A 22,521-nucleotide genomic window follows, 5' to 3' on the forward strand; every position below is an offset into this window, starting at 1 on the left:
GCGCCTATCTCAGGTCGGGGCGCGCAAGGCAAGCCTTTGCTATTCAGGCTGCGCCGGATTCGCGGGCGAGGCCGGCGGCGATGAGGCGCACGAGCGTTTCGAGCTGTTCGTCGAGCGTCTCGGGCGGCGTCGCCTCCAGCTTTTCCTCCAGCCCCAGCGCGACGACGCCATGCACGGCGGAAAACAGCGTGCGGGCGAGGCGCGCGCGGGCGCCCGCGTCCTGCTGCGGCAGCAGCGCGGCGAGCGGCGCCTCCAGCCGGCCGAAGAGCTGGTTGCGGGCGTCGGCGTACCAATCCGGCACCGGCGCGCCGCCGGAAAGACGATGCTCGAAAAGGGCGCGCCAGCTCGGCTCCTCGCGCCGGGCGAAATCGAGATAGGCGCGCGCGAGAGCGAGCAGCGCATCGGCGGGATCCGCCCGGCGCAGCGCGACGTCGAGCGCGTCGCCGAGCCGCTCCAGGGTCGAAAGGTTGACGCGCAGGATCAGCTCGTCGAGATCGTCGAAGGCCGTGTAGATGGCGCCGAGCGCGCAGCCGGCCTCGGCGGCGAGATCGCGCGCCTTCAATCCTGCGAGCCCCCGCGCCGCGATCGACTGTCGCGCGACGTCGAGCAGCCGCTCCCGCAATTTCAGCCGGCGCTGCGCGCCAGCTTCGGTCCTGGTCTCGGTCACCGAATCATCCTTTCGACCCCCTATGACCCGCCGGCGCGGCGAGAATGGGGTGAAACCCCGTTTCATCGCTGAAACCGCGCAGCGCTCCAACGGTTCCCTGACGAGGCGTAGGGAAACCTTAACTAGAACGACGTTCAAATCAACTCTTGAACTTCGTTCAAAGATAGGGTATCGCTCTTTATGTGAACCTCGTTCACAAAGGAGAAGCTCATGATCAAGACAGTCGTCACCCTCCTCCGGGGAAAGGCCTTCGAGGCCGAGGAGCGCCTGGCCGACCGCCATGCGCTGGCCCTTCTCGACCAGCAGATGCGCGATGCGGCGCTTTCGGCCGACCGTGCGAAAAAGGCGCTCGCCATCGCCATGGCGCAGGACAAGGCGGAGGCGCGCAAGCTGGAAGCCGCGCGCGCGCGCAGATCGCCGAGCTGGAAATGCGGGCGGTCGCCGCCCTGCGGGCCGGCCGCGAGGATCTAGCCGAGAAGGCCTCGGAAAACCTCGCCGCGCTGGAAGGCGACGCCCAGGCGGCCGAGAAGGCGCGCGCGCTGTTTTCGGTCGAGATCGCCAAGCTTGAGCGGCATGTCCGCGACCAGTCGGCGCGGCTGGCCGAACTGGAAAGAGGCCGCCGCATCGCCCGCGCCGCGGAAGCCGTGCGCATCGCCCGGCGCGGACGCGTGGAGGACGCGCCCTGCCGCCAGGCGACCCTTGCGGAAGCCGAGGCGACGCTCGCGCGTCTGCGCGAACGGCAGGCGGAGGCCTGCGCGGCCGAGACGGCGCTCGACGCAATCGACGCCGAGCCCAGCGCGGAGAGCCTCAACGAGACGCTCGCAAAAGCCGGCTTCGGCCCGCCGGTGAAGCCGCGCGCGTCGGACGTCCTCGCGCGCCTGAAGGAAAAGGCCGGCGCGCCGTCGTGACGCTTCCGCGACCTCATCCTTAGGAGCCCGCGCCGCGAGCGTCCCGACGGATGCGCAAAATAAGGCAAATAAAATAGAAACTCGTCGAAAAGGAAAACTCAAATGTCCGCTCAGCCGATCAAGCACTCCCCCGCCTTCGTCGCCTTCTCCTATATCTCCTTCGGCCTTTCGGTCGCGATGATCGCCGGCGGCGTCTTCATGATGCCCATCGACCATTGGATGAAGGGCTTTCTGTTCATGGGAACGGTGACGCTCGTGCAATCCTGCATTATCCTCACCAAGACGATCCGCGACAATGTCGAGGCCGAGAAGCTCCTGAACCGCATCGAGGACGCCAAGACCGAACGCCTCCTGATGGATGTGTCCAAGGTCGCGTGATTCGAGCCGCCCGATTTCCCAACGACGGGCCGGCGGCCTTGACCGATCCTTAATCAGCTTTGGTCAATTGTCGTCGGCCTTGCCTTTCCGGATCCTCCGCATGTCGCAGTCGCTTCTCGCCACGCGCCGCTTTGCGCCCCTTTTCTGGCGTCAGTTCTTCGCGGCCTTCAACGATAATTTCCTCAAGAACGCGCTCGTTCTTCTGATCCTCGCCCAGATCGGCGGCGAGAAAGGCGCGTCGCTCGTCACGCTGGCCGGCGCGGCCTTCATCGCGCCCTTCTTCATCCTGTCGGGAATCGCCGGCGAGATGGCGGACAAGTTCGACAAGGCGATGATCGCGCGGCGCCTCAGCTTCGCCGAGATCGGCGTCGCGGGCCTTTCGGCGGCGGGCTTCTATTTCTCGGACGTGCCGACGCTCTTTACGGCGCTCGTGCTCTTCGGCGTCACGGGCGCCCTTTTCGGTCCCGTGAAATACGGCATTCTGCCGGACCATCTCTCGCGCGAGGAATTGCCGGCCGGCAACGCCCTCGTGGAAAGCGCGACCTTCGTCGCCATTCTTGCGGGCACGATCGCCGGCGGGCTCGCCATGCAGGAGCATGGGAGCCATTTCGGCGCCATCGCCTTCGCGGCGGGCGTCATGGCCGTCGCGCTCGCGAGCTACGCCGCCGCCTGGCTCATTCCCTCGACCAAGAGCGCCGCCCCGGAGCTCCGCATCGATCCCGTCATCTTCCGCTCGACCTTCAAGCTGCTGCGGGCCTTGCGCGCGAGGCCCGAGCTGCGCAAGCTCACGACGGTGACGAGCCTCTTCTGGCTCTACGGCTCCATCGCCATGTCGCTGATGCCGCCGCTCGTGACCCGGTCTCTCCATGGCGCGGAGAGCGTCGTCACCATTCACCTCGCGATCTTCGCGGTCGCCATCGGCCTCGGCTCGGGCCTCGCCGCCTTTCTGCTCAAGGGCCGCATCGTGCTGCTCCCCGCCGCCATCGGCGCGGCCATTATCGGCTTCGCCGCCGCCGATCTCGGCGTCGCGGAGCTTCTGCGCAAGACGGGCGACGACGCGGCCGGCCTCGCGCCCGCCGCCTATTTCGCGCAGCAGGGCGCGCTGCGCGCCGCGATCGACATGGCCTTCATCGCGCTCGCCGGCGGGCTGATGATCGTCCCGGCCTTCGCCGCCATTCAGGCGCAGAGCCCCGAGGCCGAACGCGCGCGCACCGTCGCGGCGGTCAATGTCCACAACGCCGCCTTCATGGCGGTCGGCGGCGCGGGAGTCGCCTTCCTCCAGGCGCAAGGCGTCTCGCTCGCCGAGCTCATTCTCGGCATGGCCGCCGTGGCGCTGCTCTCGGCCATATGGATCCGCTACGCCATCGTGAAAAACCCGATGCTCGACATCCTGTCGATCATTTTTCGCGCCTTCTACCGGCTCGAAGCGAAGGGGCTGGAGAATTTTGAGAAGGCCGGCCCGAACCCCATCATCGCGCTCAACCATGTGAGCTTCCTCGACGCGGCGGCGATCCTCTCCGTCCTGCCGAAAGACCCGGTCTTCGCCATCGACCACGGCATTTCGCAGCGCTGGTGGGTGAAGCCCTTCCTGCGCTTCACCCGCGCCATTCCCCTCGATCCGTCGAAGCCCCTCGGCACGCGCACGCTGGTCAACGCCGTGAAGGCGGGCGAGTCCCTCGTCATCTTCCCCGAAGGGCGCCTCACCGTCACCGGCAGCCTGATGAAGGTCTATGACGGCGCGGGCCTCATCGCCGAGAAATCCGGCGCCCTCGTCGTGCCGGTGAAGATCGACGGCCCCGAGGCGACCATGTTCTCGCGCCTGACGCGTGAACAGGCGCGCCGCCGCTGGTTCCCGAAATTCACGCTCACCGTGCAGGAGCCGGTGCGCCTCACGGTCGACGAGGCGCTGAAGGGCAAGGCGCGCCGCATGGCGGCGGGCGCCGCGCTCTATCAGATCATGTCGGACCTGATCTTCCGCACGACCAGGACCGACGAGACGGTCTTCGAGGCCGCCTTGCGCGCCGGCGACAAGCATGGATTTTCGCGCGTCGCGCTCGAGGACCCGCTGACCGGCCAGCTCACCTATCGCAAGATTCTCATCGGCGCGCGCGCGCTTGGCGAGAAGATCGCGAAGATCGGCGCGCCGGGCGACCGGATCGGAATCATGCTGCCCAACGCCAACGCCGCGGGCGTGACCTTTCTCGCCGTGACCTCGGCGGGGCGCGTGCCGGCCATGATCAACTTCACCGCCGGCGCCACAAATATCCTCGCTGGCTGCGAGGGCGCGGCGGTCGAGACGATCCTGACCTCGCGCGCCTTCATCGAGAAGGGCAAGCTCGAAAAGCTCGTCGAGGCTTTGCAGGAGAAGGTCCGGCTCGTCTATCTCGAAGACATGCGCGCGAGCCTCACGCGCCTCGACAAGCTCGGCGCCATGCTGCGCTTCAAGAAGCCCGTGGTCGCGCGCAAGGCCGACGACATGGCGACGGTGCTGTTCACGTCGGGTTCGGAAGGCGCGCCGAAAGGCGTCGCGCTCTCGCATCGCAACCTTCTGGCCAACGCCGCGCAGGCGGCGGCGCGCATCGACTTCGGCCGCAAGGACAAGGTCTTCAACGTGCTGCCGGTCTTCCACTGCTTCGGCTTGACGATCGGCTTCATGCTGCCGCTCATCTCCGGCGTGCCGGTCTATTTCTACCCCTCGCCGCTGCATTATCGCATCGTGCCGGAAATGATCTACGGCACGAACGCCACCATCTTCTTCGGCACGGACACGTTCCTCGCGGGCTATGCGCGCAGCGCGCATGCTTACGATTTCCGCTCGATCCGCTATGTCGTCGCCGGTGCCGAGCCGGTGAAGCAGTCGACGCGCGACGTCTGGTGCGAGAAGTTCGGCGTCCGCATTCTTGAAGGCTACGGCGTCACCGAGACGGCGCCGGTGCTCTCGCTCAATACGCCGATGTTCAACAAATTCGGCACGGTCGGGCGCCTGATGCCGGGCGTTGACCACAAGCTCGAACCCGTGCCGGGCGTCGAGGAAGGCGGCCGCCTGTTCGTGCGCGGGCCCAATGTCATGATGGGCTATCTCAAGGCCGACAAGCCGGGCGTGCTGCAGCCGCCGGAGGACGGCTGGTACGACACGGGCGACATCGTCACGATCGACGCGGAGGGATTCGTCACGATCAAGGGCCGCGCCAAGCGCTTCGCCAAGATCGGCGGCGAGATGGTGTCGCTCGCGGCGGTGGAGCAGCTCGCCGCCGAGCTCTGGCCCAAGGCGCTGTCGGCTTGCGCGACGGAGATTGATCCGCGCAAGGGCGAGCGCATCGTGCTCGTCACGCAGCAGAAGGACGCGGCGCGCGCCGATTTCATGGCCTACGCCAAATCGAAGGGCGCCTCCGATCTGTCGATCCCCGCGGAGGTTCTATATGTCGAGCACATTCCGCTGCTCGGCTCCGGCAAGCTCGATTTTTCCGGCGTCACCAGAATGGTGCGCGACCGCAACCGCTATATGGCCGGCGGCCCGCGCCTGCCCAATGGGGTGCTGGGGCGCATCGACGGGAATACGGCCTCGGCATAGGGACTCACGGCGCGAAGCGCGCGAACAGGAACTGCGTATCGCCGTAGCGGCGCGCATCCTCCAGCTTCAGCGGCGCCGGCGGCGCCAGGGCCGCGTCGGCGGATTCCTCGATCACCACGAGCGCCTCCGGCGCGAGCCAGCCGCCCTCGATCAGCGCCGCAAGCGCCGGCTCGGCCAGGCCCCTGCCATAGGGCGGATCGAGAAAGGCGAGCGAAAAGGCTTCGCCCGGCGGCGCGGCCCCGAGCTTCGTCGCGTCGCGGCGGAAGACGCGGGTGACGCCGCCTAGCCCCAGCGCCTCGACATTGGCGCGCAACAGCGCGCGGGCTTCCGCGCCGTCGTCGACGAAGAGCGCGCGCGCGGCGCCCCGCGAAATCGCCTCCAATCCCAGCGCGCCCGTGCCGGCGAAAAGATCGATGACCGCCGCGCCCCGGACGGGATCGCCGAAGCGATGAGCGAGAATGTCGAAGACGGATTCACGCAGGCGATCCGAGGTCGGGCGGATGGCCTGCGAGCGCGGGCCGTTGAGCGCGCGCCCGCGCAGCGCGCCGCCGACGATGCGCATCGCCTATTTCCCACGCGGCTTGCGCGGACCTTTTTCCGGCCCCCTGCCGGGTCCGCGGCCTTTCGGCGGACCTTTGGGAGGGCCCCGTCTCGGCGCGCCGCCGCGCGGTCCGCGCGCAGCGGCGTCTTCCGCGGGTCTGCTTTCGGCCGCCCGCGATCCGCGCGGCTTGCGTTCCTCGCCGCCCCGCGCAAAGCCGGACGCGCCCTGTGGGCGGTCGAATTTGCGCGCGGGCGCGCCGCGCTCCCGGCGGTTCTCTCCGCCCTGACGCTCCCGGCCCTCGCCGCGCGGACCGTCGAAGCCGCGATTGCGCGCGGGCCGCGCGCCGCCGCGGGCGTTGCGCGGCGCCTCCTCGCCTTCGCCGCGAGGCGAACGACGATCGTCCCTGCTCCGGTCTCCGCCCGGCGGGCGCGTGCGCGCGTGATCGCGCGCGGCCTTGACGTCGCCATGGGCGCGATGCGGCTGCGCGTCGAGACGCCCGCGCGGCGGGCGCGCCGGGCGCTCGCCGCCGGCGCTCTCGAAACGGGAACCGCGATCGTCGCCGCCGCGTCGATCGTCCCGCGCAAATCCCGCCTGGCGCGCGCCCTTCGCGCCGCCGCGCCCCGGACGCTCGGCTTCCCCGAGCGGCGGGCGGCGGCCCGCGCGCATCGCTTCGAAACGCTTGGCGTTGCGCGAGGGCGCTTCCTCCTCGGCGGCCGCCTTGCGCCGCGTGGGCGTCACGCGCTCGACGACGACGGCGCGGCCCTTGCGGTCGGCCGTGGCGCCGCGCGTGACGCGCGCGCGCGGCCCCTTCTCGCTTTGCTCGTCGCGCTCCTTGCGCAGCACGGAGACATGCTTGCGCGCGCGTTTCTCGATCCGCTCGCGCTGCTCCTGCTTCTCGGCCGGCGTCTCCGCGCGCAAGGGCGAGGCGAAATCGGCGCCCGCGAGCTCCGCGAGGCTCTTGCCGAGCTGCTCGCGCAGAATCTTGAGCTTCACCTCCTCGACGGCGCCTTCCGCCAGTTCTCCGAGCTGGAAGGGCCCATAGGAAACGCGGATAAGGCGCGTCACGTCGAGGCCCAGATGCTCCATCACGCGCTTGACTTCGCGGTTCTTGCCCTCGACAAGGCTCATCGCGATCCAGGCGTTGGCGCCCTGCACGCGCTCGAGCCGCGCCTCGATGGGCGCGTAGGCCACGTCCTCGACCGTGACGCCCGTTTTCAGCGCGTCGAGCCGCGCCTGGTCGGTCTCGCCATGCACGCGCACGCGATAGCGCCGCGTCCAACCCGTCGCCGGCAATTCCAGCGTGCGCGCGAGGCCGCCGTCATTGGTGAGGAGCAGCAGGCCTTCCGTGTTGATGTCGAGCCGCCCGACGCTGACGAGGCGCGGCAGATCGGAATGGCGCTCTTCGAGATATGAGAAGACGGTCGGACGGCCTTCCGGGTCGCTCGCCGTCGTCACGAGCCCGGCGGGCTTGTGGAACAGGAAGAGCCGCGTGCGCTCGCGCGCCTGCATGGGCGCGCCGTCAATCGCGATCCTGTCGGCCTCGGTCACATTGACGGCCGGACTCGTCAGCACCTCGCCATTGACGGCGACGCGGCCTTCGGCGATCCAATGCTCCGCGTCGCGGCGCGAGCAGACGCCGGCGCGCGCCATGGCCTTGGCGATGCGCTCGCCCTCGAAGGCGCTGGTCTTTTCGACGGGCGCGGGGGCGGGCTTGGATTTGGCGCGCGGCGTCGCGGGCTTGGCGCCGCGCGGCTTGTCGTCCGAGGCGAATTTGCGCGCGTCATGGCGCGCGGCCTTGTCGCGCGGAGTCTTGCCGGGCGGAGTCTTGCCGGGGAAAGTTTTGGAGTCGCGGCGGCGCATGGGACGATCGCCGCCGGGCGCGCCGGAGCGCTTTGTTGGTTTCTTGTCAGCCATGGTCTTTGATAGCAGGCGAGCGAAGAGCTTTGAAGCGCGATCCTTGGAGGGGCGCGAGATGACGGCGTTGGCGGCCTTCTGGAGATGTGTGGCTCCCTTAGCTTTTACGGGGAGGGCGGTCCCGGGCGGCGGGGCCGGATGGGACCGGCCCCGACCTGCATGCCGGCGCGAACCCCGCCCGGCGGCTTACAACCGCCGACCTCCCCGTAAAGGGGGGGCATTTGGCGCCCGTCACGCCGCCAGATGACCTCTTCCGACCCCTTCGCCGCCGCCTTCGAGGCGGCCCGCGCAGCCGCCGCAGCAGAGGAGGTTCCCGTCGGCGCGGCCATTGTGCGCGCGGGCGAAATCCTCGCGACCGCCGGCAATCGCACGCTGCGCGACCGCGACCCGACGGCCCATGCCGAGATGCTGGCGATTCGCGCCGCCTGCGCGAGGATCGGCGGCGAACGGCTTATCGACTGCGATCTCTATGTGACGCTCGAGCCCTGCGCCATGTGCGCCGCCGCCATTTCCTTCGCGCGCATCCGGCGGCTCTATTTCGCCGCAAGCGATCCCAAAGGCGGCGCCGTCGAGCACGGGCCGCGCTTCTTCTCGCAGCCGACCTGCCACCATGCGCCGGAGGTCTATGGGGGCATCCGCGAAAGCGAGGCGGCGCGGATGCTGCGCGACTTCTTTCAGTCGAGGCGCTGATTTTCCAGCCGCTCGGCGGCTTGCAGCAATTGCCCGCGCAGCGCGTCGCGGCAGGCGTCGCCGGCCATGAAGATGCGCGACGTCTTGAAGAGATCGAGCGCCAGATATTGATGCACGGCGGGCGCGATCAGCACGTCCGGCGGATTCTCCTCGATCATGCGCGAGCTGATCGAATTCATCAGAATCTGGCTGGCGACGATGATGGTCTGGAAAGGCGAGGGCGCGCGGGTCTCGCTCTCCATGCCGGAATTGCCGGAGACGTTCACGGCGATGATGATGTCGGCGCGTCCCGCCAGATGATCGTAAGGCAGCGGATTGACGAGGCCGCCGTCGACCAGATAGCCGACCTCGCTTTTCGGCGGCCGCACCACGCCGGGGATCGCCATGGAGCCGGCGACGGCGGTGCGCAGCGAGCCGCGCGAGAACACCGCCTCCGTCCGGCGGCGGAAATCCGTCGCCACCACGGTCATCGGGATTTGCAGCTCCTCGAACGTCTCGGGCATGCCCTCGGGCCAGAAGGCTTCGAGAAAACGCACGCCGTCGAAGAGGAGCGGATGCGCGAGGCGTTGCAGCAGCGGCTGGCGCCGGCGCGCCCGCGCATAAAGGAGCTTGCGCGCAAGGCCGAGGCGATTGCTCAGGATCGCTTCCGTATGCGCGCGCAGCTCGGCGCCGGAGAAGCCCGCCGCATAGGCCGATCCGATAATGGCGCCGATCGACGCGCCCGCCATGGCGACGGGGCGCACGCCCATCTCGTCCAGCGCCTGCAGCACGCTGATATGGGCGAGACCGCGCGCGCCGCCGCCGCCAAGCGCCAAGGCGACGGTCCTGCCGCCGAGCGCGCCGCCGCTATTCATCAGAGGAACGCCTCCAGCGCCTGAAGAGTCGCTTCCGGCGCTTCCTCCATGGCGTAAAGGCCGCTATCCACGGAGGCGCCCGTCACGTCGTCGCCCCATTCCTTCCAGGCGTCGAGGAGCGACGAGCCCAAGCCCGGAAAGGTCGACTCGCCATAGAGAATGAGCGTCGGAACGATGAGCTTCCTGCCCGCCGCCCTGTCGGAGGCGAGCGCCTCTTTGTCGAGCGTGGCGCCGGCGCGGTAGTCCTCGCAGAAGGCGTGGATGCGCGCGGGGTCGTTGAAGGCGGCGTGATAATAAGCGAGCGCTTGCGCGCCGAAGGCGTCGAGGGATTTATCCTTCGACGAGTCCAACAGCGCGTCGTTCAAGAAGTCGGCGGGGTCGAGCGCGATCAGCTCCTCGGGCTGCGGGGCGTCCATGCTGAGAAAACGCGACCGACCGACCCGCCAGAGGTCGCTCGCCCCGAAATTATCGTCCACGGGCGCGATGTTGATGAGCGCGAGCCTGGCGAGGCGGCCCGGATGGTCGAGCGCGAGGCGGAAGCCCACGCGCGCGCCGCGGTCGTGGCCGGCGAGCGCGAAGCGCACATGGCCGAGCGCCTCCATGACCTTGACGACGTCGTCGGCCATTTCACGCTTCGCGTAAGCTTCGCCCTTCTCGCTGGCGGGCGCCGCCGACCAGCCATAGCCGCGCAGATCCATGGCGACGACGGTGAAGCGCTCGGCGAGCTTGGGCGCGATCTTGCGCCAGGCCACATGCGTCTCGCCGAAGCCGTGCAGCAGGACGAGCGCCGGGCCGGCGCCATGAGACCGCGCGAAGATTTTTCCCGCCCCCGCGTCGATCCAATGCGAGGCGAAACCGGGGAAGAGATCGGCGAATTCTGACATTACTCCAACCATGTTTGCGGGAAGCAGGCTTGCAGCCCTTGTGACGATCGTTTTCGGGGACGTTATATAGTAACGCTCCGCGCTTCGGTCACGGTTTTTCTTCTTTCGCGCAGTCAAGCGACTTTGTCACGAAAATCATTTCCTTCCTTTGCTTGAAAAGCGCATCGAAGCGTTACAAAGTCCGGCTAGGGAAAAAAGGAAATCACAGAGTCTAATCAAACGCTTCAAGGGAGGAGAAGATGAGCAGGATCGTCGACGAAGTCATGTCCGCCAACGCCGCTTACGTCGCGGGTTTCGGTTCGAAGGGCGAGCTCGCTCTGCCGCCGGCGCGCGGCTTCGCGATTCTGACCTGCATGGACGCCCGACTCGATCCCGCGAAATATGCGGGCCTCTCGGAAGGCGACGCGCATGTCATCCGCAACGCCGGCGGCCGCGCCTCGGACGACGCGATCCGCTCGCTCGTCATTTCGCACAAGCTGCTCGGCACGACGGAATGGTTCGTGATCCATCACACCAATTGCGGCATGGAGCTGTTCTGCGACGAGGTGATGGCCGAGCTGCTCGAAGACAGCCTGTCGACCGCCGCGCTCGACATGACGACGCTGAAATGGTCGAACCCGCAAAATGGCGGCGGCTGCGCGGCCGGCCATTTCATCAAATGGCACACGATCAAGGATCAGGAAGAAAGCGTCGCGCAGGACGTGGCGCGCATCCGCTCGCATCCGCTGACGCCGAAGAACATCCCGATCTATGGCTACATCTATGACGTGAAGACGGGCAAGCTCGTCGAAGTTCCGAAGGCGACGGAGATCGGCAAGGCGGCGTAAGCCGTCAAGTCTCTTGGCGTCATTGCGAGCGAAGCGAAGCAATCCAGAGCCGCATCGCAGCCCTGGATTGCTTCCTCGCTTACGCTCCTCGCAATGACGGAGTCATGGTTTGATCACCCCTCCACCGCGCCGCCGCGCGCGCGCCAGCCGCCGGTGCCGGGCGCGTAATGACGGATGTCCTTGCGGCCGGATGCAATCGCCTGGCCCAGCGCCTTGGCCGAGCGGCCGCCCGCCTGGCAGATGATGACGCACTGGCCCTTCGGCAGTTTCGACGGGTCGAACTGCGACAGCGGCAAATTCTTCGCCCCCGGCACATGGCCTGCGGCGTATTCATGCGGCTCGCGCACGTCGACAATGGCGCAGGAGCCTTCCTTCACCATGCGCGCGAAATCCTCGTGCTCAATCGTCGGCGTTTCATTGCCGCCGCCGCCCATGAGTTTCGACATCAGAGCTGAGAGCATGTCTTCTTCCTTCTTGTTCAGGCGGATTTCGCCTGGGGACTCGTCTCGGCGTCGAACTGGGTGAAGGCCGCCAGCGCGTGGCTTGCGTACATCACGGAAGGTCCGGCGCCCATGTAGATCGCCATGGCGAGCGTCTCCATCACCTCCTCGCGCGTCGCGCCGCGTTGCGCGGCCGCCTTGGCGTGGAAGGCGATGCAGTCGTCGCAGCGCGCGGAGACGCTTACCGCGAGCGCGATCAGCTCCTTGGTCTTGGCGTCGAGCGCGCCGGGCGCGCCCGCCGTCGTCGCCATGGAGGAGAAGGCTTTCATCAGGTCCGGCGCGCCGATGCGCAGATTGCGCAGATCGGCGGAGAGCGCCTTGGCGAGTTCGGGCCAGTCATTTGTCATGGCGTTGTCCTTTCTGGCGCGCGCGGCGCCTCGGGTCCTTCGTCGTCGCGCAGGACGACATAGATGGCGGGGATGACGAGCAGCGTCAGCGCCGTCGAGGAGGCGAGGCCGAAGACGAGCGAGATGGCGAGGCCCTGGAAGATCGGGTCCGTCAGAATGAAGGCCGCGCCGATGATCGCCGCCGCGGCGGTGAGAAAGATCGGCTTGAAGCGCACCGCGCCCGCCTCGACCAGCGCGGCGCGCAGGGGCATGCCCTTCTCGCGCAGATGGCGGATGAAATCGACGAGCAGGATCGAGTTGCGCACCACGATGCCGGCGAGCGCGATGAAGCCGATCATCGACGTCGCCGTGAAGGCGGCGTTGAAGAGCAGATGCCCGATCACAATGCCGAGGAGCGTCAGCGGCACGGGCGCGAGAATGACGAGCGGCAGCTTGAACGATTCGAACTGCGCGACGACGAGCAGATAGATGCCAAGCAAGGCGACCATGAAGGCCGCGCCCATGTCGCGGAAGGTGACGTAAGTGACCTCCCACTCGCCGTCCCACAGAATGGTCGGCTGCGCGTCGTCGAGCGGCTGGCCGTGATATTTGATCGTCGGCGCGCCTTGTGGTCTCCAGTCGATCTTCTCGATCTCGTCCTCGACCGCGAACATGCCGTAGATCGGCGCCTCGAAGCGCCCGGCGACCTCCGCGCTCACCATCTCCGCGAAGCGGCCATTGTGGCGAAAGATCGGATAGGAGCCAAGCTCGCGCGTCGCCTTCACCACGTCGCCTAGCTCGACATTGGCGCCCTGACGCACCGTGCCGCCGGCGGGAAGCGGCGTCGAAAGAATGCGTTCGCCGGGCGTCATCTCACCGCGCGGCAAAGCGACCGTGATGTCGATGGGCTTGGCGCCGCCGCCCCTTTGCGAGAAGCCGATCTTCACGCCGCCCACCAGCGCGCCGATCGTGTCATAGACCGCGCGCTCCTCGACGCCGTGATATTCGAGCGCTTCCTGATCGATCGCGAAGCGCAGCCGCTCCGCGCGTTGTCCGAATGAATCATCCGTGTCGACGACGAAGTCGACCGCATCGAAAGCCTTGCGCAGCTTCGTCGCAAGATCGCGCCGCGTCTGGGCGTCCGGCCCATAGACTTCGGCCAGCAGCGTTGAAAGCACGGGCGGACCCGGCGGCACTTCCACCACCTTGACGGCCGTGCGCTCAGGCATGGGCAGCCCCTTGAGCTTCTCGCGAACCTCGAGGGCGATGGCGTGGGAGGCGCGCTTGCGCTCGTCCTTGGGCAGAAGGTTGATGGCGAGATCGCCCATCTCCGGCGCCATGCGCACGTAATAGTGACGCACCAGACCATTGAAGTTGAAGGGCGCGGCCGCGCCCGCATAGGACTGGATGGAAGTCAGCTCCGGAATGTCCTTCAACCGCTCGGCCGCCGCGGTCAGCACGCGGTCGGTCTCTTCGAGCGACGCGCCGCGCGGGAGATCGACGACAACGGCGATCTCCGATTTGTTGTCGAAAGGCAGCAGTTTCACCCGCACGCTCTTCGTCGCGAAGAGCGCAAGCGAGAGAAGCGTCGCCACGCCCACGGCGGCGAGAAAGCGCTTCGACCGCTCGCGCCCCTGAAGCAAAGGCGTCGCGATGCGCGCGTAGAAGTCTCCCATGGCGCCGCGTTCATGCGAATGGTCATCACTCGCGCCGCCTTCCCGTTCGAAACGCCTGCCGGCGATCTTCAGGAGAAGCCAGGGCGTGATCGTCATGGCGACGAAGAAGGAGAACACCATGGCGAGCGAGGCGTTCGCCGGAATGGGGCTCATATAGGGCCCCATCAGGCCCGAGACGAACATCATTGGCAGCAGCGCGGCGATGATCGTCATGGTCGCGACGATGGTCGGATTGCCGACTTCCGCCACGGCCTCGACCGCGGCGTCGATCAGGCTGCGCTCACTGCGCATCCGCCAGTGGCGGACGATATTCTCCACGACGACGATGGCGTCATCGACGAGAATGCCGATGGAGAAGATGAGCGCGAAGAGACTGACGCGGTTGATCGTGTAGCCCATCAGCCAGGAGGCGAAGAGGGTGAGCAGGATCGTCGTCGGGATGATGACGAAGACGACGACGCCCTCGCGCCAGCCGACCATCACGACGATGAGCAGGACGATGGAGACGGTGGCGAGCGCGAGATGGAAAAGCAGCTCATTCGCCTTTTCCGTGGCCGTCTCGCCATAATTGCGCGTGACCGTGATCTCAAGATCTTCAGGAACGATGCGGCCTTTGACCGATTCGAGCCGCTTCAGCACGTCCTCCGCGACGATGACGGCGTTGGCGCCCTTGCGCTTGGCGATGGCGATGCTGACGGCGGGGCGCTTCATGAGCGCGCCGTCTTTCTCCTTCGTCATCGTCCAACTGCGCTTGTCGGGCTCCGAGGCGCCGACGACGATATTGGCCACGTCCTTCACATAGACGGGCCGCCCGTCGCGCGTCGTCAGCAGAAGCAGGCCGATGTCGGGGACGCCCTGCAACGTCTGGCCCGCGACGACGGGAATAGAGCGGTTGCCTTCGCGAAAAGCGCCGACCTGGAAGGAGCGGTTGGCGTTGGTGAGCTTGTCGATGAGCTGGCTGAGCGTCACGCCATATTGCGACAGGCGCTCGGGATCGGGCTCGACGCGGATCTGGTTCGGGCTGCCGCCGACAATGTAGCTTAGGCCGACATTCTCGACCTTGGCGAGGTCGTGCTGAAGCTCCTCGGCGACCTGATATAGCCCATTGTCGGTCCAGCCCGTCGCGCGCTCGGGCCTGGCGGAAAGCGTCAGCGCCACGATGGCGACGTCGTCAATGCCGCGCCCGACGATGAGCGGCTCGGGAATGCCCTTGGGCAGCCCTGTAATATTGGCGCGAATCTTGTCGTGCACGCGCAGCACGGCGTTGTCCTGCGGCGTGCCGACGAAGAAGCGCGCCGTGACCATTACCTGATCGTCGCGCGTCTGCGAATAGACATGCTCGACGCCGTTGACGCCCTTGATGATGTCCTCGAGCGGGCGCGTGATGAGCTCGATCGCGTCCTCCGCCTTGTAGCCGTTCGCCTGCACCATGATGTCGACCATGGGCACGGAGATTTGCGGCTCCTCCTCGCGCGGCAGCGCCTGTAGCGCGATAAGGCCGACGAGAATGGAGGCGAGGAGCAGCAGCGGCGTCAGCGGCGAATTGATGAAGACGCGCGTCAGCGTTCCCGATACGCCCGGATGAAACGCTTGCTCCCTGCTCATGGCGTCCGCACCACGTCGCCGTCATGCAGGCCGGAGAGAATCTCGATCGCGTCGCCATGCGCGTCGCCGGCCTGCACGACAATTTCGGCGCCATTGGCGAGACGCGCGAAGTCGACGCCCGCGCGGCGATAGACGGCGGATTTGGGGGCGAGGATCGCGTCGCGCTTGCCGGTCGTCACATAGACGCGGGCGCGCTCGCCGACGAAATAATCGCCCAGACCCTGCACGTCGACATCCGCGATGACGCGCCCGCCCTGGATTTCGGGATAGACGATGCGCACACGCCCTTCCTTGCGCGCCCCGGCGCCCGTATTGACGCCGCGCTCGCCGATCTCGACGCGGTCGCCGGCGCGCATGAAGCGGGCGTGGCGCTCGGGCAGTTGCAGGCGAAGAATGTAATTGTCCTCGGCGAGCGTCGCGATGATTTCGCCGGGCATGACGACGCGCCCGACCGAGACGGGGATGGTGAGAATCCGGCCCGGTCCCGGCGCCTTCACCGAGCCCTCCGCCGACTGCTGCTCGATGACGTTGCGATCCGACTGCAAGGCCGAAAGATTGCGCTCCGCGACGTCGAGCGCGGTCTTCGCCTGATCGAACATCACCTTTGTCGAGACGCCGCGGCGCAGCAGCTCCTGCGCGCGGTCGAAATCCGCCTTCGCCTTGTCGCGCTGGGATTGCAGGGCGCGAATGCGCTGGTCGATCGACTGCATCTGCAGAAAGAGCTTCTGGTCGGCGACGACGGCGAGCTCGGCGCCGGCGGCGACCGTGTCGCCCTCCTTGATCTTCAGCGTCGTCACCGTGCCGCCGATGCGGGCGCGGGCGACGAGCTGATGGGCGGGCTCCACTGAAGCGACGACCGCCTTCATGTCGTCGATTGGCGCGACATGCACGGCGATTTCGCCGCTCAGGGCGGCGGAGGGCGCCGCGATGGCGGCGAAGAAAAGAAGCGGACGGAAGCGGCCCATGAAATCTCCCACGCGGCGGCGCCTTTTCTTATATTCATAAAGTATAATTTAGCAAGTTCGAATTGAAGGCGCGCCGCGCTCGCGGCCGAAAAATGCGGCGAGCCTGCAGGTCGACGGAGTCAGCCCCAGAGATTGCACCAGCCGCTGGCGCTTACACGACCATTCACGACGCCGCATCCCGACGGGGCCTCGAACCAGGAGCAATTGGCGCAGCGCTGGCGGCCATTTGGCGCGCCGCGATAGGCCGCCGCCGCCTTGCTGGATTTCGCGCGCGCGGGAGAGGGACGAAAGAGCGCGCCGAGACTCGAAAGAAACGCCGCGGCGCCGAGGCGCTTCAACACGCCCCGGCGCCCACAATTCCTGTTGCGATCGAATCCATCCATGGATTTCCTCCTCTTCAATGGCCGCCGCGCAGGCGCGATTAATTCGTATTATCTAATATGAAGCTCGCGCCAGAGCGAGAAATGCGACAAATCGAGACATGGCGACGGACGCGGCGCGCTTGACTTCTATATTCGATGAACTTAATTTAGAGGCTATGAATATAAATCCGGTCGACCTCGGGCCCAAGGCCGAAGAGGCGGAGAGCTTCCTGAAAGCCCTCGCCAATCGTCACCGGCTGATGGTGCTGTGCGAGCTGCACAAGGACGAGCTTTCGGTCACGCAGTTGCAGGAAGCGGTCGGCCTGAGCCAGTCGTCGCTCTCGCAGCATCTCGCGCGGCTTCGGGAGGACAAGCTCGTCAAGACCCGCCGCGCGTCGCAGACCATCTATTATTCGCTCGCCGATGAAAATGTCGCGCGCGTGATCGGCCTGCTCTACGAATTGTTCTGCGCGCAGGATTGCGGGACCGCCGCCCCCGCGCGCGGGAAGACCGCCAGGAACGTCAGGAGCGCGCGGGCGAAAGCTTGAGAAGGAGAGTCGGCATGAGCATTGATCGCATCGTCATGGCTTTCGCGGGGACGATGGTCCTTCTCGGCGTCGCTTTGGCGCATTTCCTTTCGCCCTGGTGGATGCTGCTCGCGGGCTTTGTCGGCCTCAATCTTCTGCAGGCCGCCTTTACAGGCTTCTGCCCGCTGGCGATGATGTTGAAACGCATGGGCGTGAAGCCCGGCGCGGCCTTCTGACGGATCGATCCCGAATGGCGCCGGATTGGATCGAGGACGCTCCCCTTCTTCGCAGACTCGACGAGCCCACGAAGACGATGCTGCGCGACTCGGCGATCCGCAAGCAGATCCCGCGCGGCGCCGTGCTCTTTCGCCCCGGCGACCAGTGCGTGCATTTCCCATTGATCGCCGCGGGCGCCGTCCGCGTGCAGCGCGTGACGGAATCGGGCCGCGAGATCGTGCTCTATCGCGTCTCGACCAACGAGACCTGCATTCTGACAACCGCCTCGCTTCTGTCCGACGACGCCTATTCGGCGGAAGGGATCGCCGAGACGGACGTCACCGCCTATATCGTCGCGGCCGAGCGTTTCGCGGCCTTGATGAACGAATCGGCGAGCTTCCGCGCGCTCGTCTTCGACGGCTACAGCCGCCGCATCGCGACGCTGATGTCGCGCATCGAGGAGATCGTCTGCACACGCATCAATGTGCGCCTCGCGGAGCGTCTTCTCGCCTTGCGCGGCGCGGATAACCGCATCTCGGTCACGCAGCAGGCGCTCGCCGCCGATCTCGGCACGGCGCGCGAGGTGGTCGGCCGCACGCTCAAGACTTTCGAACGTTCCGGCTGGGTCAAATTGTCCCGGGGCGGCGCGGAAATCACCGACGCGGCCGCCTTGCGCGCGCTTTGCGACGCCGAGCGTGACTAAGTCGCTTTTGCGATTTTACTAATTTAGATATTACGAATATAACGAGGCGTCGCGGCGAGGGCCGCGCCTCCGGGAGGATATCCGCATGGCTCACATCGTCATTCTCGGCGCCGGCATTGGCGGCGTCGCCGCCGCCATCGAAACGCGCGAGGCCCTGAACAAGCGGCACCAGGTGACGGTCGTTTCCGACCTGCCAAATTTCCAGTTCACGCCGTCCAATCCCTGGCTCGCGGTCAATTGGCGCAAGCCCGAGGAGCTGAAGGTTCCGCTCGCGCCGGTTTTCCGGAAGAAGAATATCGGCTTCACGGATGTCGGCGCGAAACGCGTTCATCCGAAGGAGAATCGCATCGAGCTGAACAATGGCGAGAGCCTGTCCTACGACTATCTCGTCATCGCCACCGGTCCCAAGCTCGCCTTCCAGGAGATTCCCGGCCTTGGCCCGCATGGCGGCCATACGCAGTCGATCTGCACGCTGCAGCACGCCGAGATCGCCTCGAAGGCCTGGGACGATTTCTGCAAGGACCCCGGCCCGATCGTGATCGGCGCGGCGCCCGCCGTCTCCTGCTTCGGCCCGGCCTATGAATTCGCCATGATCGTCTCGACCGATCTGCGCCGCCGCGGCATTCGCCACAAAGTGCCGATGACCTTCGTGACCTCCGAGCCCTATATCGGCCATCTCGGCCTCGGCGGCGTCGGCGACACCAAGGGGATGTTGGAATCCGCCTTCCGCGACCGCGACATCAAATGGATCGTCAACGCGAAGACCACCACGATCGAGCCGGGTCTCCTCAAATGCGAGGCGCTCGACGAGGACGGCTCGGTGAAGAAAGCGCACGAGATTCCGTTCAAATACGCCATGATAATGCCGGCTTTCACGGGCGTCGACGCGCTGATGGGAATCGAGGGCCTCGTCAATCCGCGCGGCTTCGTCATCATCGACAAGAACCAGCGCAATCCGACCTTCACGAATGTCTTCGGCGTCGGCGTTTGCGTGGCCATACCGCCGGCCGAGCCGACGCCGGTCGCGACCGGCATGCCCAAGACCGGCTATATGATCGAATCCATGGTGACGGCGGCCGCGCACAACATCGCGGCGTTGATCGACGGCAGGGAGCCGAAAAAGGAGGGCACGTGGAACGCCGTGTGCCTCGCCGATTTCGGCGACAAGGGCGTCGCCTTCGTGGCCCAGCCGCAAATCCCGCCGCGCAACGTCAACTGGTCGAGCCAGGGGCGCTGGGTGCACTGGGCGAAGGTCGCCTATGAGAAATATTTCCTGCGCAAGGTGCGCAATGGCCAGAGCGAGCCGGTCTATGAGCGCTACGTCATGAAGCTGCTCGGGATCGAGCGCTTGCGCCGGGTTCTCTGAGGAGGCAAGCTCGGCGCGGCGTGGCCGCGTCGGCGGCCGCGGAAACGGGGATCAGCGGAAATGACGCGCGGCGGGCTTCGCCGGGAGCTGACTTTGGCCATCGTCTTCAAAGTCGTGGCAATCTTCTTGCTGTACCTTTTTTTCTTCGGCCCGTCACATCGGTCGCATGTGACGCCGGCAGATATGGCCGCGGCCCTCGCGCAGAGGGCGCCGCCCCGTTAGAAAAAGAAAGCTGGAGCAGGATCGGATTCCGAAAAGCCCGCCAATTTTTCGAAAAACGATCCGCTCCAAAGCAGGAAAGCCGCAATGTTCGATCTCGACGTCGTCACGCTCTCGCGCCTGCAATTCGCGCTGACGGCCCTCTACCACTTCCTCTTCGTGCCCCTCACCCTCGGCCTGGCGCTGCTCCTCGCCATCATGGAGAGCGTCTATGTCATGACGGGCCGCGAAATCTGGCGCGACGCGGTGAAGTTCTGGGGAACGCTGTTCGGCATCAATTTCGTGATGGGCGTCGCGACCGGCGTCACCATGGAGTTCCAGTTCGGCACGAACTGGGCCTATTACTCGCACTATGTCGGAGATATTTTCGGCGCGCCGCTCGCCATTGAAGGGCTGATGGCGTTCTTTCTGGAGGCGACCTTCGTCGGCCTCTTCTTCTTCGGCTGGAAGCGGCTCACCAAGGTCCAGCATCTCGCCGTCACCTGGCTCGTGGCGCTCGGCTCCAATTTCTCGGCGCTGTGGATTCTCGTCGCCAACGCCTGGATGTCCAATCCCGTCGGCGCCGCCTTCAATCCCCAGACCATGCGCATGGAGCTGACCTCCTTTAAGGAAGTGCTCTTCAATCCAGTCGCGCAGTCGAAATTCGTTCACACGGTCAGCGCCGGTTATGTGACAGGCTCCATGTTCGTCATGTCTATCGCGGCCTATTACATCCTGCGCAAGAGGCATATCGAGATCGCGCGCCGCTCGCTCACCGTCGCGGCGAGCTTCGGGCTCGCTTCGGCCCTTTCGGTCGTCGTGCTCGGCGACGAGAGCGGCTATACGGCCGGCGAAAGCCAGAAGATGAAGATCGCCGCCATCGAGGCCATGTGGGAGACGGAGCCGGCGCCCGCCTCCTTCACGCTTTTCGGCCTGCCCGACCTCGAGAGCGAGACGACGAAATATGCGATCGAGATCCCTTACGTCCTCGGCCTCATCGCCACGCGCTCGCTGGATAAGGAGGTCGAGGGCATCAAGCCGCTCGTCGAGCGGAACGAAGGACGCATCCGCAACGGCCTGCCGGGCTATAAATGGATCGCGGAACAGGGCGGGCGGCCCAACGCCGCCGTGCCGCGCGAGCTCGAGAGCTCGATGCGCGATCTCGGCTATGCGCTGCTGCTGAAGCGCATCCGGCCCGACATCGAGAACGCCACGCGGGAGGAGATCGCGCAGGCGGCGCGCTCGACCATTCCGGACGTGCCCGTCCTCTTCTGGTCCTTCCGCATCATGGTGGCGCTCGGCTTCTATTTCATCGCGCTCTTCAGCATCGCCTTCTATCTCTCCAGCCGGCGCCGCTGCGGCGCGCCATGGTTCCTGCGGCTGACGATGCTCAGCCTGCCGCTGCCCTGGATCGCGGCGGAGCTCGGCTGGATCGTCGCGGAATATGGCCGGCAGCCCTGGATCATCGACGGCGTCATGCCGACCTTTCTCGGCGTCTCCGACGCGCCAGCGTCGAATGTCGCGGCGAGCCTCGCGGCCTTCGTGCTCTTCTACACGGCGCTGGCCGTCGTCGACGTGGCGCTGCTCGTCAAATATATCCGCAAGGGGCCGCATGGCGGGCCGACGCCGCGCCCGCAAGCCGGCGGCGCCGCGCTTGCCGAGGCGCAGCCCGCCTATGACGCCGCGGAATAAAAGGAGACGCGCATGTTCGACTATATGACCCTGCGCCTCGTCTGGTGGGCGATCCTCGGCCTGCTGCTGGTCGGCTTCGCCGTCTTCGACGGCTTCGATCTCGGCGTCGCCATGCTGCATCCCTTCGTGGCGAAGAAGGATGTCGAGCGCCGCGTGCTGATCAACACGATCGGCCCGGTCTGGGAGGGCAATCAGGTCTGGTTCATCCTCGGCGGCGGCGCCGCCTTCGCCGCCTGGCCGCCGCTCTACGCCGCATCCTTCTCCGGCTTCTATCTCGCCATGCTGCTGGTGCTGCTCGGCCTCATCCTGCGGCCGGTCGCCATCGTCTTCCGCGGCAAGCGCGACGAGCCGCGCTGGCGCGCGACCTGGGACTGGCTGTTTTTCATTTCGGGCGCGCTGCCGTCGCTCCTTTTCGGCGTCGCCTTCGGCAATCTCTTCCTCGGCGCGCCCTTCCATTTCGACTCCACGCTGCGCCTCGTATATGAAGGCGGGCTTCTCGGCCTGCTGCGGCCTTTCGCGCTGCTTTGCGGGCTCGTCAGCGTCGCCATGCTCGTCATGCAGGGCGCCGCCTGGCTTGCGGGCAAGAGCGTGGGCGAGATCGCCGCGCGCGCGCGCCGGGTCGGCGCGGTCGCCGCTCTCGCGCTCGTCCTGCTGCTTCTCGGCGCCGGGCTCTGGATCGCGACCGGGATCGACGGCTTTCGCATCGAGTCGGAGATCGACTTTTCGGGCCCCTCCAATCCTTTCGGCAAGGATGTGGCGATCGGCGCCGGCGACTGGCTCCTCAATTACGCCCGCCAGCCCCTCGCCGCGCTCGCGCCGCTCGCGGCCCTGCTCGGCGCGCTCGGCGCCGCCATCCTGCTCGCCATCGGGTCGCGCTTCGCCATCCTCGCCTCGAGCCTGTCGGTCGCCGGCGTCGTGACGACGGCGGGCTTCAGCCTCTTTCCCTTCCTGCTGCCCTCCTCCTCGCATCCGGGCCAGAGCCTCACCGTCTGGGACGCCTCGTCGAGCCAGACGACGCTCGGCCTCATGCTCGCCGCCGTCGTCTTCTTTCTCCCGATCATTCTCGCTTACACCTCATGGGTCTATTGGGTGTTGCGCGGGCCCGTGACGGAAGCGGCGATCGAGAAGGGCGAGGATTACTATTACTGACC

At 66.5% G+C, this 22,521-nt stretch carries 21 protein-coding genes and 1 pseudogene; 12 read left to right on the top strand and 10 right to left on the bottom strand.

Translation table 11 applies throughout. The annotated features are described in order from the left end of the window. Window positions 1-43 precede the first annotated feature (43 nt). Window positions 44-667: a TetR/AcrR family transcriptional regulator gene (locus ACV7JP_RS06335; RefSeq protein WP_457798376.1), complete on the bottom strand. Its 624-nt coding sequence runs from the start codon at window positions 665-667 to the stop codon at window positions 44-46. 210 nt (window positions 668-877) lie between these two features. Between ACV7JP_RS06335 and ACV7JP_RS06340 the strand changes: the two are divergent. The 3 genes and pseudogenes from ACV7JP_RS06340 (at window position 878) to ACV7JP_RS06350 (ending at window position 5,524) form a co-directional block, all read left to right on the top strand. After that, a pseudogene (locus tag ACV7JP_RS06340) lies at window positions 878-1,575 on the top strand (PspA/IM30 family protein). A 102-nt stretch (window positions 1,576-1,677) separates the two neighbouring features. Next, a complete protein-coding gene (locus ACV7JP_RS06345; protein ID WP_457798377.1) occupies window positions 1,678-1,953 on the top strand; it encodes a YiaA/YiaB family inner membrane protein in 276 nt (91 codons plus the stop codon). Between the two features lie 100 nt (window positions 1,954-2,053). Beyond that, window positions 2,054-5,524, top strand: a complete 3,471-nt coding sequence (locus tag ACV7JP_RS06350) for an acyl-[ACP]--phospholipid O-acyltransferase (RefSeq protein WP_457798378.1) — start codon at window positions 2,054-2,056, stop codon at window positions 5,522-5,524. A gap of 4 nt (window positions 5,525-5,528) precedes the next feature. Here the strand turns inward: ACV7JP_RS06350 and rsmD are convergent, their stop codons facing one another. Together rsmD and ACV7JP_RS06360 are read right to left on the bottom strand one after the other, a co-directional pair. Then, window positions 5,529-6,086, bottom strand: a complete 558-nt coding sequence (rsmD, locus tag ACV7JP_RS06355; protein WP_457798379.1) for a 16S rRNA (guanine(966)-N(2))-methyltransferase RsmD — start codon at window positions 6,084-6,086, stop codon at window positions 5,529-5,531. A gap of 3 nt (window positions 6,087-6,089) precedes the next feature. Further along, window positions 6,090-7,979 carry a pseudouridine synthase gene (locus ACV7JP_RS06360; protein WP_457798380.1) on the bottom strand — a complete coding sequence of 630 codons (1,890 nt, stop codon included), beginning with the start codon at window positions 7,977-7,979 and terminating at the stop codon, window positions 6,090-6,092. A 243-nt stretch (window positions 7,980-8,222) separates the two neighbouring features. Here ACV7JP_RS06360 and ACV7JP_RS06365 point away from each other — a divergent pair, with 243 nt between their 5' ends. Continuing rightward, window positions 8,223-8,669: a nucleoside deaminase gene (locus ACV7JP_RS06365; protein ID WP_457798381.1), complete on the top strand. Its 447-nt coding sequence runs from the start codon at window positions 8,223-8,225 to the stop codon at window positions 8,667-8,669. Here ACV7JP_RS06365 and ACV7JP_RS06370 read toward each other — a convergent pair. Continuing rightward, window positions 8,654-9,523 carry a patatin-like phospholipase family protein gene (locus ACV7JP_RS06370; RefSeq protein WP_457798382.1) on the bottom strand — a complete coding sequence of 290 codons (870 nt, stop codon included), beginning with the start codon at window positions 9,521-9,523 and terminating at the stop codon, window positions 8,654-8,656. The genes ACV7JP_RS06365 and ACV7JP_RS06370 overlap by 16 nt on opposite strands. Then, window positions 9,523-10,407 carry an alpha/beta fold hydrolase gene (locus tag ACV7JP_RS06375; protein WP_457798383.1) on the bottom strand — a complete coding sequence of 295 codons (885 nt, stop codon included), beginning with the start codon at window positions 10,405-10,407 and terminating at the stop codon, window positions 9,523-9,525. Before ACV7JP_RS06375 ends, ACV7JP_RS06370 begins: the two co-directional genes overlap by 1 nt. 239 nt (window positions 10,408-10,646) lie before the next feature. On the opposite strand from ACV7JP_RS06375, the gene ACV7JP_RS06380 reads away from it, so the two are divergent. Further along, window positions 10,647-11,234, top strand: coding sequence for a carbonic anhydrase (locus ACV7JP_RS06380; RefSeq protein ID WP_457798384.1), 588 nt, complete (start codon window positions 10,647-10,649; stop codon window positions 11,232-11,234). Window positions 11,235-11,347: 113 nt separating this feature from the next. Here the strand turns inward: ACV7JP_RS06380 and ACV7JP_RS06385 are convergent, their stop codons facing one another. The 5 genes from ACV7JP_RS06385 to ACV7JP_RS06405 all read right to left on the bottom strand — a co-directional run bounded on the left by ACV7JP_RS06385 (window position 11,348) and on the right by ACV7JP_RS06405 (window position 16,689). Continuing rightward, complete coding sequence (locus ACV7JP_RS06385; protein ID WP_457798385.1) at window positions 11,348-11,695, bottom strand: rhodanese-like domain-containing protein; 348 nt, start codon at window positions 11,693-11,695, stop codon at window positions 11,348-11,350. 17 nt (window positions 11,696-11,712) lie between these two features. Next, a complete protein-coding gene (locus tag ACV7JP_RS06390; RefSeq protein ID WP_457798386.1) occupies window positions 11,713-12,081 on the bottom strand; it encodes a carboxymuconolactone decarboxylase family protein in 369 nt (122 codons plus the stop codon). Next, window positions 12,078-15,341 carry an efflux RND transporter permease subunit gene (locus ACV7JP_RS06395; protein WP_457798387.1) on the bottom strand — a complete coding sequence of 1,088 codons (3,264 nt, stop codon included), beginning with the start codon at window positions 15,339-15,341 and terminating at the stop codon, window positions 12,078-12,080. Before ACV7JP_RS06395 ends, ACV7JP_RS06390 begins: the two co-directional genes overlap by 4 nt. Continuing rightward, entirely contained in the window at window positions 15,338-16,306 is a 969-nt protein-coding gene (locus tag ACV7JP_RS06400) for an efflux RND transporter periplasmic adaptor subunit (protein WP_457798388.1), read from the bottom strand. The genes ACV7JP_RS06395 and ACV7JP_RS06400 overlap by 4 nt, the downstream gene beginning before the upstream one ends. A gap of 119 nt (window positions 16,307-16,425) precedes the next feature. Then, window positions 16,426-16,689, bottom strand: a complete 264-nt coding sequence (locus ACV7JP_RS06405) for a high-potential iron-sulfur protein (RefSeq protein ID WP_457798389.1) — start codon at window positions 16,687-16,689, stop codon at window positions 16,426-16,428. A 155-nt stretch (window positions 16,690-16,844) separates the two neighbouring features. Between ACV7JP_RS06405 and ACV7JP_RS06410 the strand changes: the two genes are divergently transcribed. The 7 genes from ACV7JP_RS06410 to cydB all read left to right on the top strand — a co-directional run bounded on the left by ACV7JP_RS06410 (window position 16,845) and on the right by cydB (window position 22,519). After that, the gene (locus ACV7JP_RS06410) at window positions 16,845-17,216 is read left to right on the top strand and encodes an ArsR/SmtB family transcription factor (protein ID WP_457798390.1); all 372 of its coding nucleotides are present in this window, start codon (window positions 16,845-16,847) and stop codon (window positions 17,214-17,216) included. A 14-nt stretch (window positions 17,217-17,230) separates the two neighbouring features. Next, a complete protein-coding gene (locus ACV7JP_RS06415; protein ID WP_457798391.1) occupies window positions 17,231-17,431 on the top strand; it encodes a YgaP family membrane protein in 201 nt (66 codons plus the stop codon). 14 nt (window positions 17,432-17,445) lie between these two features. Further along, a complete protein-coding gene (locus ACV7JP_RS06420; protein ID WP_457798392.1) occupies window positions 17,446-18,114 on the top strand; it encodes a Crp/Fnr family transcriptional regulator in 669 nt (222 codons plus the stop codon). An 85-nt stretch (window positions 18,115-18,199) separates the two neighbouring features. After that, the gene (locus ACV7JP_RS06425; protein WP_457798393.1) at window positions 18,200-19,480 is read left to right on the top strand and encodes an NAD(P)/FAD-dependent oxidoreductase; all 1,281 of its coding nucleotides are present in this window, start codon (window positions 18,200-18,202) and stop codon (window positions 19,478-19,480) included. Window positions 19,481-19,540: 60 nt separating this feature from the next. Continuing rightward, the gene (cydP, locus tag ACV7JP_RS06430; protein ID WP_457798394.1) at window positions 19,541-19,702 is read left to right on the top strand and encodes a cytochrome oxidase putative small subunit CydP; all 162 of its coding nucleotides are present in this window, start codon (window positions 19,541-19,543) and stop codon (window positions 19,700-19,702) included. An 84-nt stretch (window positions 19,703-19,786) separates the two neighbouring features. Beyond that, the gene (locus tag ACV7JP_RS06435) at window positions 19,787-21,370 is read left to right on the top strand and encodes a cytochrome ubiquinol oxidase subunit I (protein WP_457798395.1); all 1,584 of its coding nucleotides are present in this window, start codon (window positions 19,787-19,789) and stop codon (window positions 21,368-21,370) included. Between the two features lie 12 nt (window positions 21,371-21,382). Next, entirely contained in the window at window positions 21,383-22,519 is a 1,137-nt protein-coding gene (gene cydB / locus ACV7JP_RS06440; RefSeq protein WP_457798396.1) for a cytochrome d ubiquinol oxidase subunit II, read from the top strand. Window positions 22,520-22,521 lie beyond the last annotated feature (2 nt).

The sequence above is a fragment of the Methylocystis sp. S23 genome, from assembly GCF_054106005.1.